The sequence below is a fragment of the Stenotrophomonas sp. SPM genome (genome assembly GCF_003105135.1).
Lineage (GTDB): Bacteria > Pseudomonadota > Gammaproteobacteria > Xanthomonadales > Xanthomonadaceae > Stenotrophomonas.
The window spans coordinates 14813-28582 of sequence record NZ_QETL01000005.1 but is presented as its reverse complement, the minus strand read 5'-3'; the positions used below and the strand labels follow the sequence as shown (position 1 = coordinate 28582).

The following is a 13770-nucleotide window of genomic DNA, read 5'->3' as shown; positions in this document are numbered from 1 at the left end:
ATCAGCGCATCAGCACCACTTCCTCGGCCGAGGTCGGGTGGATGGCCACGGTATCGTCGAACTGGGCCTTGGTCGCGCCCATCTTCACCGCCACCGCGAAGCCCTGCAGGATCTCATCGGCTGCTTCACCGAGCAGGTGGATGCCGACCACGCGCTCCTCGGCACCGGCGCAGACCATCTTGAACAGGCTGCGCTGGGTGCCGTTGGCCAGCGCCTGCAGCATCGGCCGGAACCGGCTGTGGTAGACCGTCACCTGGTCGAAGCAGGCACGTGCTTCTTCTTCGCTCATGCCCACCGCGCCCAGCGGCGGGTGCGAGAACACCACGCTGGCCACGTTGCTGTAATCCATCTTCGCTTCAGGGTGACCACCGAACAGGCGGTCCATCAGGCGCCGTGCCGCGGCCACGGCGACCGGGGTCAGGCCGACCTTGCCGGCAATGTCACCCACCGCATGCACGCTGGGCACCGCCGTGGTCTGCCACTCGTCCACTTCCACCTGCTGGTGTTCGCCAATGCCGATGCCCAGCGCTTCCAGGCCGAGGTCGCGGCTGTTGCCACGGCGGCCGGTGGCGAAGAACACCGCATCGAACACGCTGTCCAGCGGGCCGTCATGGCCGAAGGCGCGCACGCGCTCACCGTCGCGCTGCAGTTCACGCAGGCGGTAGTCGAAATAGATGCGCACACCCTGCTGTTTCAGGTTCTCGGCCAGCTGGTCGGTCAGTTCATGATCGAAGCGCTCCAGCAGCCGGTTGCCGCGCACCAGCAGGCTGACCCTGCTGCCCAGCGCCTGCAGCAGTCCGGCCAGCTCCACCGCGATGTAGCCGCCACCGATGATCGCCACTTCGGCCGGCGCACTGCGCAGGTCGAAGAAATCATCGGAGACCAGGCCCAGCTCCGCGCCGGGAATGTCCGGCCGCTGCGGGTGCGCCCCGGTGGCGATGAGGATGTGTCCGGCGCTGTAGCGCACGCCATCGCTGCAGGTCACGGTATGCGCGTCGACCAGTTGGCCGCGCGCGGGGATGCGCACCACGCCGGTTTCGTCCAGGCGCTTGTTGTAGCTGGTATGGATGTTGGTGATGTAGGCCTGACGATGGATCACCAGTTCCTTCCACGACAGCGCCGGGCGTGCCGGCACATCGAAGCCCATCGCACTGGCCAGGCCGATGCGCTCGTGCAGGTCGGCCGCCAGCCACATCGCCTTTTTCGGCACGCAACCGACGTTGACGCAGGTACCGCCCAGCGCGCCGGGTTCCAGCAGCGCCACGCGCTTGCCGTGCTGGGCCGCGCGGATGGCGCCGGCCAGGCCGGCGGAACCGCCGCCAAGCACGATCAGATCGTAGTCAAAGGTTGCAGTGCTCATCGGAATCGCTCGAAGAAAAGAGGAGTCGTGGATCCACGCGATGCGTGGAGGCCGCCGCCGCTGTGGGCGAGCATGCCATGGGGATGCGCAGCGTGAGCGGTGCGGGCGGGGTCATCCCTGCGCGACCTCGCGGCGCATCGGCGGCCATTGCCGGTAGGTCATCGCACGCCACAGCCATTCCATCGGGCCGAAGCGGAAGCGCCGCAGCCACAGCTGCGAGATGCCCACCTGCAGCGCGAACAGCAGCAAGGCGAACACCAGCTGCCATGCGCGCGGCATCAGGTCGAACCAGCCCAGCCCGTAGTGGTTGAACAGCCAGGTGCAGACCAGCGACTGCGCCAGGTAGTGGGTCAGCGCCATGCGCCCCGCCGGTGCCAGCCAGCCCAGCCACGCGCGCCAGTGCACGATCCACGCCAGGTAGCCCAGGCACATCGGCACCGCGCCGACCGACACCAGCGACATCACCGCGGTGGTTTCAAAGGTGTATTCGCCCGGCGCCAGGTACGGCTTCCACAGCACCCCGCCCAGGGTGACCAGCAGGCCCAGCGGCAGCGCGACCCAGCGCAGGCTGGCATACAGCCGCGGGAAGCGCCCCGGCTCGGTCAATGCACCACTGGCGGCGAACCAGCTACCGATCAGGAACATGCCCAGCACTTCCGGCCCGGTGATCACCAGCGCGCCCAGCGAGCTGCCGAACTCCTGCAGGCGCTGCACGTTGCCCTGCATCCACGTGCCCTGGCCGTACACCAGGCGCTGCTGGTCGATGGCCTGCTGCGCGTCCACCAGCATCTTCTGCAGGTCCTGCGGCGGCGAGATCGTCACCATCGCGCCGATCAGCAGCATCATCGACACGCCGGCCAAGTAGACCACGATGCCCATCCACGGCAGCCAGCTGCGCGGCGCTTCGCGGCAGGCCAGCAGAGGCAGCGAGACCAGCGCGTACATCACCAGGATGTCGCCGGACCAGACCAGCAGTGCGTGGCACAGGCCGATCAGCGCCAGGCCGAGGCTGCGCCGCAGGTAGAACGGCGCGAATTCACGCCCGGCCGCCTGCGCGCGTTGCGCCATGACCGCAAAGCCGGCACCGAACAGCAGCGAGAACAGGGTGAAGAACTTGCCCTGCACGAAGATGTAGACGAAGGCATCGGCCGCGTAGTCCAGCCCGTGCCAGCGCGTGTCGATGCCGGTGAAGGCCAGGTCCAGCGGTCCGCTGAGGGCCTCGATGTTCATCAGCAGGATGCCCAGCAGGGCCACCCCGCGCAGCACGTCCAGCACCGCGATGCGTTCGCCGGAAGCTACCGGCTGCAGGGAAAGGGAAGCGGCGTTCACGGGGCATCCGGCAGGCAGGTCCGCCATTATGCCGCCGCCCTGCACGCCATGGACGGCCGCGCCCTGTCCCAGAAACGCAACGACCCGCCGAAGCGGGCCGTTGCTGCCATCACGATCGCGTGGCGATCAGTGCTGGTGACCACCGTCGCCATGGACGTGGCCGTGGTCGATTTCTTCCTTGGCGGCTTCGCGCACTTCAACGATCTCGACGTTGAAATGCAGGTCCTTGCCGGCCATCGGGTGGTTCAGGTCGACGTCGACCACGCTCATGCCGACCTTCTGCACGGTGACCGCGCGCGGGCCGAAGTTGGTCTGCAGCACGACCTGCTGGCCCGGGACCAGCTTGGCGGTGCCGAAGTGCTTCTTCGGCACGCGCTGGGACAGGCCCTCGCGGCGCTCGCCGTAGGCATCGGCCGCCGAGACGTCGACGTCGAAGGTCGCGCCGGCTTCCTTGTCCATCATGGCGTTTTCCAGGCCCGGGATGATGTTGCCGTGGCCGATCAGGATCGACAGCGGCTCACCGCGGTCCTTGGACGATTCGATCGGCGCCTGGCCGACCTCGGAGACGGTGTAATGGAAGCGGACAACGCGGTCTTTTTCGATCTTCATGCGCAACTCTGTCTGGATCTGCCGGAGGCAGGCGGGTTGGGGCGGGTTGTCGCCCGGCGGGGACGCCGCCATCATGACGGCCAATCCAAGGTGGCGCATTATCCGGAGAACATGCACAACACGCCAGTTTCGTCCGGCCTGCGCCGGATCCTCGCGCCCGCCCTGCTGCTGGCCCTGCCCCTACTGCTGGCCGCCTGCGGTGGCGGCAAGGCCGTCCGCCCCGCCACGCCGCCGCCCACGGCGCACTGGCCGGCCACCACGCCGGACAACCCAGAGGCTGCCAATTCGGTGCTGATGCGCGCCATCAGCCTGGTCGGCACGCCCTACCGCTATGGCGGCAACACCCCCGATTCGGGCTTCGACTGCAGCGGCCTGGTGACCTACGTCTACCGCGAGATGGTCGACCTGAAGCTGCCGCGCACTTCGCGCGACCTGGCCGCCGTGCAGGGGCCGAAGATCGATCCCCAGCGCCTGGCCACCGGCGATCTGGTGTTCTTCGGCAGCCGCGGCAACGTCACCCATGTTGGCATCTACGTCGGCGAAGGCCGGTTCGTGCACGCGCCAAGCACCGGCGGCACGGTCCGCCTGGACTCGCTCAGTGGCGCCTACTGGAAAGACCACTACACAGGAGCGAAACGCGTTCTTCGCTAAAATGAACAGGCGATATGTTCAAAACTGTGATTGAAGTCACTATGTAAATAACGGTTTATTAACGGAATTTTTAACTTATTGACGCTTTTACAGGGCATGATGCCCCATCGTTTTTTTCCTGTGACCGACGCGTGACGACTGACGACCTGCAAGGCCAAGGCCAGACCGCCGCTTCTTCACGTAGTGTCCGCCCGCTTTTCCTGGGCCTGGCGCTGTGTCTGACCAGCCTTCCGGCCTGGTCGCAGAATGCCCCCACCAAGACCGACGCGACCCCGGCCACCGTGGCCGAGACCGCCCGGCCGGCCGCCAAGGCCGACGCTGCCGCTCCCCAGCGCAGCCGTGCCGATGCCGCCGCCAGCGCCACCCTGGCCGCCCTGCTGCCGCATCTGGCCGCCAATGACACCATTCCGCTGATGGACCGCTCGGCGATGGTCGCCGGCGACCTCAGTCGCCTGCTTGCCAACTACGACACCAGCAGCGCCGCCAACGGCAGCGTCGTTGGCACCGAGGCCGACAACGGCAAGGTGCAGTCCCTGCTGCGCCGCGCGATGACCCTGCTGGGCACCCCCTACCGTTGGGGTGGCAGCAACCCGGACAGCGGCTTCGACTGCAGCGGCCTGGTCGGCTACGTGTTCCGCTCGGCGCTGGGCATCGAGTTGCCGCGCGTCTCGCGCGAAATGGCCCATGACAACAATGCCGAACTGATCAACGACCGCGCCGCGCTGGCTGCGGGCGACCTGGTCTTCTTCGGCCGCAAGGGTCGCGTCGACCACGTCGGCATCTATGTCGGCGAAGGCCGCTTCCTGCACGCACCGAGCACCGGCAAGGATGTCCGCGTCGACACCCTGCTCAGCGGCTACTGGGGCAACAAGTTCATGCAGGCCCGCCGCGTCGACCTCTGACCCGGACGCCCTGCACCCGCACTGGAAGCCGCTGCCCTGCAGCGGCTTTTTTGTTGTCCGCCTCCCCTGAAGTGCAGATGCGTGGCCGCTGGCCGCCGTTGCCTGCGTTGGTCACTGATGTCACGGCGAGATACATGCCGCGACCGGCCGCTGGACGCGGCCATGGCATCCCGGCGTGGGGCGGCACGCGCGATGCCCGGTCTGACACCGCCCGCGTTGCCCGGATGCTTGGGGGAAGGCATGGCGGCAAGCCTGCAGGTTCCATCACGCTGTGTGATCTGGTTCGGCCAGCCACTGGCGAGCGAGCGCGACGCCCTGGCGGCGGCCGGCTGGCAGCTGCGCTGCGTCAGTCCCTCGCCGGCCATGGCCGTGGGCCTGCGCGGCCGCGACCATCTGGTGGCCGTGCTGGACCTGCGCCACCTGGATGCGGAGGCGCTGCAGCCCATGCTGCCGTGGGTCGAGCAGCACCACCACCTGCCCTGGATGGCCGTGCTGCCGGGCGGCCTGGATGTGCCGCCACCCAGCTGGGCGCCGCTGCTGCGCGCCTGCCAGGATCAGTTCACCCTGCCCCGCGAGCTGCAGGACCTGCTGACCGCGATGCAGCGCGAATGTGGCGAGGATGATCCGCCCGCAGCGGCGATACGCGACGGCGGCGGCCTGCCCGCGCTGATCGGCGACAGCCCGGCCCTGCTGGCCGTGCGCGCGTCCCTGCACAAATTCGCTCCGGTCGAGCTTCCGGTGCTGGTCACCGGCGAAACCGGCACCGGCAAGGAACTGGCCGCGCAGGCCCTGCACGCCCTGTCCGGGCGTGCCGGCCGGTCCTTCCTCGCAGTCAACTGCGGGGCCATCCCGGCCAGCCTGGTGCAGTCGGAGCTGTTCGGCCACGAGCGCGGCGCCTTCACCGGGGCTGCCCAGCGCCGGGTCGGCCTGTTCGAAACCGCCAACGGCGGCACCGTGTTCCTGGACGAGGTGGGCGACCTGCCTGCCGACGCACAGACCAGCCTGCTGCGCGTGCTGCAGGAAGGCACGCTGGAGCGGGTTGGCAGCAACCAGCCGCTGCGGGTGGATGTCCGCGTGCTGGCGGCAACCCACGTGGACCTCGAACAGGCCGTCGCCCAGGGACGGTTCCGCCGCGATCTGTACTACCGCCTCAACGTGCTGCGGCTGCCGATGCCGGCGCTGCGCGACCGTGGCAACGACGTGCTGCTGCTGGCCGAGCACTTCCTGCGGAGCTTCCGCCACCGCCATCCCGGCCGCGCCCGTGGTTTCGATCCCGGTGCGCGCGTGGCGATGCGCCACTTCGACTGGCCGGGCAATGTGCGCGAGCTGTTGAACCGCGTGCAGCGCGCGGCGATCGTCAGCGAACACGAGCTGATCAGCGCCAGCGATCTGGATCTGGCCGACGCCGACGCCCCCTCGCCGCGCGCGGTGCTGCAGGACGCGCGCGGCCAGGTCGAGCGCGATGTGCTGCTGCGGACGCTGAAGATGCATGGCTACAACGTGTCGGCCTGCGCGCGGCACATGCAGGTGTCGCGGGTGACGGTGTATCGGTTGTGCCGGAAGCACCGCCTGGAGCTGCCGCCGGAACGGTAGTGCCGGATCCTGCCCGGCAGGAAGTCAGCCGAGCGCGGCTCGGCTCTACTGAAGGCGGGCGCCTCAGTGACACCCCTCCGCGGTCGCGGGAAATGGCTGCCGGGCAGCGCCCGGTCAGAAGCCAGCCGAGAATGGCTCGGCTCTACCGGGAGCGTGAGCGTCGCTGCGAGAAAAAGAACGCCGGGCGAGGCCCGGCGTTGCCGATGCAGGATCACCGCAATCAGCTACAACATGTACGGCACCTTGAACGACAGCGTGAAGTCCGGTGCATCCGGGGTCAGGCCGATGCCCAGCAGGGTCACCATCGTCGCGTGCTGGTTCAGCGCATAGGTCACGCCGAGGTTCAACGACGCCGCGTTGGCATCGCTGCCGATCACCTTCACCCACTGCCCGCCTTGGAACCGCGTCGACGCGCGTGCACTGATCTTGTCGCTGAAGGAAATGCTCAGGCTGGTGCGTTCGTTGAAGGCGAAGGCCACGCCGGCACCGAAGTACACCGACCCGCCCAGCTTCACATCGCCGGGGTTCACGGTGTCCGGGTTGCTGTCGATATCGTCGAAGCCACGCGGGAAGGAATGGATGTAGCCGGTGTTGGCGAACAGGATCGCCGGATCGGCGGTCTTCACCATCGACACGCCCAGGTTGGCCTGCCAGACGCCATTGCCGGTCGGCTGTTCGCGCGGTACCGCGAAGCGGATGTAGTCATCGTCATCGCGCTCGATCACCCGCCAGTCCAGGCCATACGGTGCGCGGCCGGTCGGTGCGGTGACGCCGCCGGTCAGCACCGTTTCCGGGCGCCAGCCACGCTCGCCGAACAGGCGGTAGTTGGCGCTCATGCTGACATCGCCGATGCCGTTGCCGTTGGTCTCTTCCTGGGCGATGGCCGCCGCCGCGCCGCCCGCACCGCCCTTCTGGTACACGGTGCGCCGCGCCAGGTAGGGCACGTCCATGTTCAACGTCAGGTTCGGGCTGACACCCCAGCGCGCGGCCAGGTTGTAGGTCAGCGAATCGGACTCGACATTCTCGATGGCGATGTTGCCGAGGAAGATCGCATCCAGCGCCAGGAAGCCGTTGAGGGAGAGCTGCTTGCGGTCATAGCGCGCATAGGTGAGGCTGTTTTCTACGGTGAACTTGCGAGAGAACAGCGCGGCCTGCTGCTGCTTCACATCGTCCACGCTGCGCCGCGCCTCCTGTTTGGCCTGCTGGGCCTCAGCCGCGGTACTGGCATAGCCTTCGCTGCTCGGTGGCATGGCCGCCGCCGCAGGCGCCAGGGGCGCCGCCGGGGTCGTGGCGCCGCCGGCCCGTCCGCTCAGGCGGGCCTGCATGGCCTGCACCTGCATGTCCAGTTCGCGCAGGCGTCGCACCTCCTGCGCGTAGTTGGCCTTGAGCTGCTCGAGCTGGGTGATCAGTGCCTGTACATCGGCACCGTCCTTGGCCTCCGCCGCCGGTTGCTGGGCGAAGGCATTGGCCGCCAGCGCCGCCAGCGCCAGCGGGGTAAGACGCAAATAGGTGTGCATGTTGTTGGCCTGCGTTGTCCGTCCTTCCCCCTTGACCGGGCCGTGTTACTGGCCCGGGCCCATGCCGCGGTTCAGCGCGATCGCCTGGGCCACGCTCTGGCTCAACGGCTGGTTGCTGGCCACGGTGCTGCGTACCAGCTCAAGCTGCAGCCGGTTGCTTGCTACCTGCCCATCACCGGACAAGGCGATGCCCTGGCCGACGCTGCCATTGCGGATCCACTGCTGGACCAGGCCCTGGCCGTCGATCTGCAGCATCAGGCGCGCCTGGTTGCCATCGAGCACCGCCGTGGCACTGGTCCCACCCTGCTGCATCTGGGCGATGCGGTTGCCATCGTCGGTGGTGGTCGGCACCGCGCCATCACGTACGGTCAAGGTGGTCACGTTGCGTGCGGTGTTGCCATCGCCGGCCACCTGCACCGCCTGCACCAGGCCGGTGGCGTTGGCCAGGCCGCTGCTGTCGATGCTGCGTCCGTCCGGGGTGGGCATCGGCGCATCTGCGTTGGTGACCTGCACGTGCGGCTGGAACGTCAGCCGCGGCGTACTGCCCTGGCGGAAGTCCATGCCCAGGGTCAGCGCGCCCTGCACGCTGCTGCCGTTGGCGCCCTGCCATTGCGAAATCATCGTTACCCCGAACCAGGCCACGTTGTTGCCGCCCACGGTGTAGCGGCCACGCATCAGGTTCAGTTCGGGATCGGGTATTTCCTTCAGCCCGCGCCCTGGTGCGCCTTCAGCGGCCCAAGCGGGCAGCACCGGCAACAGCAGCAGCATGGCGATCAACAAACGTTGGCACAGCATGATCGGGCCTCCTTCAGAACAGGTCGGCATGGCTGAAGCCGAAATCGACCAGTTCGGCATCGGTGATCGGGCCCTGCCGCGCGTACAACGCACGCGCACTGGGCCGCTCGCTGGGTTGCAGAAGAACAGTGTTGCGATCGAAGTCGCTGCCGATCACGACGAAAACAGCGCGCGACGGCCACGCTTCGTTGAATTCGGCCAGGGACAGGCTGCGGTTGCCGAGGATGGGGTCGGCCACCTCGACGATGCCGCCGCGGACCTGCTTGAGCACCACGAAGTGGCGGAACCCGCGCACGTCCATCAGCACCAGGCCGGGCACGCGCAGGTTGCGCAGCCGGCTCTCATCGATGCGGTAGCCACGCCCGCGCATGCCGAGTGATTCGACATAGCGCTTGATGTCCAGCAGCGAGAAACCGCGTTCCTTCACCAGCTGCGGATCGGAGACGCCCATCATCCCTTCGATCACCGTCGCCTCCGTGGTGTCCAGGTGGTAGGCGTAGCGCAGGATGGTGGCCAGTGCGGCCGCGCCACAGCTGTAATCGGTGTGTTGCCGCACCAGGTTGCGGTAGCGCCGCTCCTGCATGCTCTCTACCTTCTGCTGCATCAGCGCGCCGTTGGGCAGTATGCCGGTGAACTTGACGTCGCCCGCCCATGCGTGGGCGCTGCCCAGCAACAGCAGGCAGGACAGCAGGCGGATCCAGCAGCGGTGTGCGGCCATGGTGCCCTCCAGCAGAAGGAAGGAGCCCCTGCCCCAAGGGGGAGGAGGAGCAGGGGCTCCCGGGGGACCCGGCCATTGGCGGATGACCGGGCTTGTTGCACTCAACGCAGCTTCGCTGCGAAAGCGGTCACGCCAGGTGTTACTCGCCGCCGCCGGTGCCGCCACCGCCACCGGTGCTCGGCTGTGCCACGGCCAGGGCCAGGCTGTTGGCCTGCAGGTTGCCGGTGCCAGAGGCGACGTTCACGCCGATGTTGCCGGAGGCACCCGAGAACGCACTGCCCGACAGCGCCGAGGTGTTGGTCGCATTCACGTTCACCCAGCGGGTGGTCGTGACGGTGCCGCTCAGGCTGGCGTACAGGTCGGCGACGCCCAGTTCGACGAACTGGCTGGTGCCGCTTTCACGCGTATCGAAGCCCAGGCCACCGACGCCCTGACGGTACGGGTTCGGCGTCGCGTTCTGGATCTCGTTGTCCAGATCGATGTGGCCGGTCGCGTTGCCACCCGGGTGCGGCAGGTCGCCACTCCAGGTATCCAGATAGTAGTTGGCCATCTGGTAGGCATTGCCACGGCCGCTGTAGGTGCCGGCGCCATAGGCCAGGGTCAGGCCGCTGACACCGCCGCTCATGCCGACCTGCACCGTATCGGTGTAGGACTGCACGAAGCCGGCATTGCTCACGGCATTGCCGCTGGACACCTGGTTGGAGCTGATGCTGGACTGGGCCATCGCGCTGGTGGCCACCGACGCAGCGAGCGCGTTCTTCTGCTCGTTGTTGTTGCCCGACGCGATGTTCACGCCGATGTTGCCGGACGCGCCGCCGAAGGCATTGCCTCCGAGGCCGGCGGCGTTGGTGACGCCGGAGTTCATGGTGGTGTTGCCCATGCCGGACTGGTTGACGAACACCTCGGCGTCGGCCATGCCGAAGCTGAAGGACGCGTCAGCGGCGGACAGCGAAGCCGCATTGTCCTGCGCGTTGTTGTCACCGGCCACCACGTTGAAGCCGAGGTTGCCCGAGGCACCCGAGCCGACGTCATCGGCGATCGAGGCGCTGTTGGTGACCAGGCTGTTGGACGCGGCGTTGTGGCTGATCGACTGGCGGTTGTCGATGACCGCGATGGCGGCCGAATCCAGGTCGATGTCACCGGTGATGGTCGGATCGCCGGAGAAGTTCACGTCGCTGCTCAGGCGCAGGTCCTTTTCCAGGTTCACGTCGACGCCGTGGTTGTTCTTTTCCTTGCGCTCGTCGGCCTGGATGTTGCTGTTCTTCTGCACCTGCTCGTTGACCGTACGGTTGCGGGTCACGCTCGAGCTGTCGGTGTTGTTGCGTACCGTGGTGTTGGTACGGGTCCAGTTGCGGACCTCGTTGTCGGTGTGGTTGTGGGTGTCGTTACGGGTTTCGGTCACGACATGGTTGTGGTTGATGTTCGCGTTGGCGTTCTGGTTGTCCCAGCCGTTGGCCGCGGCGGCGGTCGAGGCAGAAGCAATTGCCATGGCGAGCAGAGACTTTTTGAAAGTCGCGTTCATGGTGTCCTCTCTCTCATCAGTGATACATCGGGTGGTGGGTACTGCTCACGGGTTGCCCTGGACGACCATGCCAAGCACGTTGGCCGTGTCGTTGCGGGCTCCCGCGATCTGATTGAGTTGCAGGACACCGTCGAAGCCCCGCAGTGCCGAGGCGGAAACCCCAACGCTGCGGATACCCGCCGCAACACCGTCGCCGGCGTCGCCCTGCCCCCCTGTTGACGCGATGTCCGACGCCGCCAAAGCCGCGTCGTCGGTCTCGCGTATCCCTTGCCGGGCCAGCGTCGCGCTGACGACGTTGAGCGTCGTGTTGGCGATGCCACTGGCCTGGTTGATCGATGCGATGCCACTGGCGCCGTTCAGCGCCTGGCCTTCGATATGTGCGGTGGCCTGCAGCGGCCCCGAGAGCACCACGTCGGCATGGCGCTGCTGGCGTGCGGCGATGGCGACGTTGGCCTGGTCGCCGGTGGCCATGCCCTGCAGGTTGGCCTGGATGTTGAGGTCGCCGCTGGCCTGGTTGACCATGATGGCGCCGCTGGCACCGGCCAGCGCGCGGTCGCCAATGCGCGCCACGTCCAGGTAGGACAGCATGCCGCTGTAATCGTCTGCCCAGGCCAGTGCGGGCGCACCCGCCAGCACCAGCAGCAGCGCGCCACGCGCCGCGCGATTCACTTGCCACCTCCCTGCGGTGCCGCGCCCAGCGGGAACTGCGCCAGTGCGCCGCGCACGGTATCGCCGATGCCGCGGGTGGTGTTGCCGACGGCGCCGAGCGGGCCGCTCATCGCACCACCCAGGCTGTTGCCGCCGAGCGCGCCGTCACTGGAACGGCCCAGCGTGCCGCCAAGGGCCTGGTGGGTCACCCGCTCCACGGTGGTGCCGCCCGGCGCGGCCATGCGGCCGGTCTGCCCCGCCCCCAGCCCGGCATAGTCGTCATCGCTCAATTCATCCATGCCGCTGGAGCCGCCGCCGCTGCCGAGTGCGGTGGCGATCTCATGCTGCGGTTTGGGATCGGCGATCAACGCCATGCCGGGCGGCGCCATGCGATAGGCCGGACGTGCGGCCACATCCCGCAGCAGGACGATCTCGCCCGGCTGCGCCTTCACACCCTGGCGCGCACCGGAGGCGGCGGCCGCCAGCGGGCAGGCCAGGGCCAGCAGCAGCGCCAGCTGCCGGACCGAGGAACCGAGATGGGTGCTGCTGCTGTCCATGCCGCTCTCCCGTTGCGTATGCGCAGGGACAGAGCAGCTTCCGTGCCAACTTCCAAACCGCTTGGTAGCAAGCGGTTCAGCCAGTCGAGGGGGCGGCGCGTTGCGAGCAGGGTGTTACAGAGGCATTCGGATTTCGTTTGCCTTAACGTGCAGGAAACGATGCTGCACAAGGCTTGGCAGGGGCTGTATCAGCGGCGTTACAGCTGCTGATACAGCCCGTTGCAGTGCCGCTTCAGCTACGCGGCGGGGTCGGGTCGGGATCGTCCAGGCCGACGTTGGTCGACGGGTTGTCGTACACCGACTGGTCGAGCAGGCCGGTTTCCTTGGCCACCAGCACCGGTACCAGCATCTGGCCCGTCACATTCGTCATGGTGCGCATCATGTCCAGGATGCGGTCGATCGCGTACAGGTAACCGATGGTTTCCAGCGGCAGGTTGGCCGCACTCAGCACCACGGTGGCCATGATGACCGCCGTGCCCGGCACGCCGGCCGTGCCGAAGCTGCCCAGCACCGATGCGATCAGCACCACCACGTACTGCTCCGGCGACAGCGGCACGCCGCTGTACTGGGCGATGAACACCGCGCACAGCGCAGGGTAGATCGCACCGCAGCCGTCCATCTTGATGCTCGCGCCCAGCGGCACGGCGAACGAGCCGTAGTCCTTGTTCACGCCCAGGTTGTGGGTGATCGAACGCAGCGCCACCGGCATCGCGGCGAAGCTGGACGAGCTGACGAACGCCACCTGCATGCCCGGCGCGGCACCGCGGAAGAACTTCAGCGGATTGAGGCCGTGCGAGAGCAGCAGGGCACTGTAGACCACGATGATGTGCAGCGCGCAGGCCACGTACAGGGCCAGCACGAAATGGCCCAGTGGCAGCAGCTTCTCGAAGCCGTAGCTGCCGACCAGGCCGGCGATCAGGCCGAACGTACCGATCGGGGTGACTTCCAGCACGAAGCGGGTCACCTGGATCATGATGTCGCTCATCTGGCCGACCAGCTTGCGCGCCTCGGCCACCTTCTCGCCGAGCTTGACGATGGCGAAGCCAACCAGGCCGGCGAAGAAGATCACCGGCAGGATCGAACCGCGGCCTGCGGCCAGCACTGTCTCGCCGGCGGCATTGACCTTGGTGCCGATGCCCGACAGCGCGTAGAACACGTTGGACGGCACCACGTCCAGCAGCACCTGCACCGCGCTGGGCACTTCGCGCGGCACGTAGTTGTTGGCCATCGACAGCTGCAGGCCACCGGCGCCGGGCTGCAGCACCGTGCCCACGCCCAGGCCCACGCACACCGCCAGCGCGGCGGTGATGACGAACCACAGGAACGTGCGGCCACTGAGCGCGGCGACCGATTTCTGGCCGTGCAGCGAAGAGATGGCGTTGATGACCGCGAAGAACACCAGCGGTACCGCGATCATCTTGATGAGGGTGACGTACAGTTCGCCGAGCGGGCCGAACCACGTTTCAGCGGCCGGGCCAAGCGCCCAGCCGGCCAGCGCGCCAAGCACGAAGCCACCGACCACGCGCTGCCAGAATGGAATCCGCAGCCAGGCAGAGACCAGTTTCATAG

The 13770-nt window shown here is 67.6% G+C and carries 13 protein-coding genes; 3 read left to right on the top strand and 10 right to left on the bottom strand.

Translation table 11 applies throughout. The annotated features are described in order from the left end of the window. Position 1 precedes the first annotated feature (1 nt). From gorA to DCO49_RS02820, 3 genes are all read right to left on the bottom strand, one after another. Positions 2-1360 (bottom strand): glutathione-disulfide reductase, encoded by a 1359-nt coding sequence (gene gorA, locus DCO49_RS02830; protein ID WP_116862724.1) that lies wholly within the window; start codon positions 1358-1360, stop codon positions 2-4. Positions 1361-1471: 111 nt separating this feature from the next. Then, entirely contained in the window at positions 1472-2716 is a 1245-nt protein-coding gene (locus DCO49_RS02825) for a DUF418 domain-containing protein (protein WP_116862723.1), read from the bottom strand. Between the two features lie 99 nt (positions 2717-2815). Then, complete coding sequence (locus DCO49_RS02820) at positions 2816-3298, bottom strand: peptidylprolyl isomerase (RefSeq protein ID WP_116862722.1); 483 nt, start codon at positions 3296-3298, stop codon at positions 2816-2818. Between the two features lie 111 nt (positions 3299-3409). Here DCO49_RS02820 and DCO49_RS02815 point away from each other — a divergent pair, with 111 nt between their 5' ends. From DCO49_RS02815 to DCO49_RS02805, 3 genes are all read left to right on the top strand, one after another. Beyond that, positions 3410-3949 carry a C40 family peptidase gene (locus tag DCO49_RS02815; RefSeq protein ID WP_116862721.1) on the top strand — a complete coding sequence of 180 codons (540 nt, stop codon included), beginning with the start codon at positions 3410-3412 and terminating at the stop codon, positions 3947-3949. 200 nt (positions 3950-4149) lie between these two features. After that, positions 4150-4851, top strand: coding sequence for a C40 family peptidase (locus tag DCO49_RS02810; RefSeq protein ID WP_243402636.1), 702 nt, complete (start codon positions 4150-4152; stop codon positions 4849-4851). Between the two features lie 240 nt (positions 4852-5091). Then, positions 5092-6444 (top strand): sigma 54-interacting transcriptional regulator, encoded by a 1353-nt coding sequence (locus DCO49_RS02805; protein WP_116862719.1) that lies wholly within the window; start codon positions 5092-5094, stop codon positions 6442-6444. 224 nt (positions 6445-6668) lie between these two features. On the opposite strand, the gene DCO49_RS02800 is transcribed toward DCO49_RS02805, so the two are convergent. The 7 genes from DCO49_RS02800 to DCO49_RS02770 form a co-directional block, all read right to left on the bottom strand. Beyond that, positions 6669-7961: a transporter gene (locus tag DCO49_RS02800; RefSeq protein WP_116862718.1), complete on the bottom strand. Its 1293-nt coding sequence runs from the start codon at positions 7959-7961 to the stop codon at positions 6669-6671. Between the two features lie 45 nt (positions 7962-8006). After that, positions 8007-8756, bottom strand: coding sequence for a hypothetical protein (locus DCO49_RS02795; RefSeq protein ID WP_116862717.1), 750 nt, complete (start codon positions 8754-8756; stop codon positions 8007-8009). 13 nt (positions 8757-8769) lie between these two features. Beyond that, on the bottom strand, positions 8770-9474 hold the full coding sequence (locus DCO49_RS02790; RefSeq protein ID WP_116862716.1) for a C39 family peptidase: 705 nt from the start codon (positions 9472-9474) through the stop codon (positions 8770-8772). A 139-nt stretch (positions 9475-9613) separates the two neighbouring features. After that, on the bottom strand, positions 9614-10996 hold the full coding sequence (locus DCO49_RS02785; RefSeq protein ID WP_116862715.1) for an adhesin: 1383 nt from the start codon (positions 10994-10996) through the stop codon (positions 9614-9616). A 45-nt stretch (positions 10997-11041) separates the two neighbouring features. Further along, the gene (locus DCO49_RS02780) at positions 11042-11665 is read right to left on the bottom strand and encodes a hypothetical protein (protein WP_116862714.1); all 624 of its coding nucleotides are present in this window, start codon (positions 11663-11665) and stop codon (positions 11042-11044) included. Next, positions 11662-12201 (bottom strand): hypothetical protein, encoded by a 540-nt coding sequence (locus tag DCO49_RS02775; RefSeq protein ID WP_108769515.1) that lies wholly within the window; start codon positions 12199-12201, stop codon positions 11662-11664. Before DCO49_RS02775 ends, DCO49_RS02780 begins: the two co-directional genes overlap by 4 nt. 232 nt (positions 12202-12433) lie before the next feature. Then, positions 12434-13768, bottom strand: a complete 1335-nt coding sequence (locus DCO49_RS02770; RefSeq protein WP_116862713.1) for a dicarboxylate/amino acid:cation symporter — start codon at positions 13766-13768, stop codon at positions 12434-12436. Between the last annotated feature and the right edge of the window lie 2 nt (positions 13769-13770).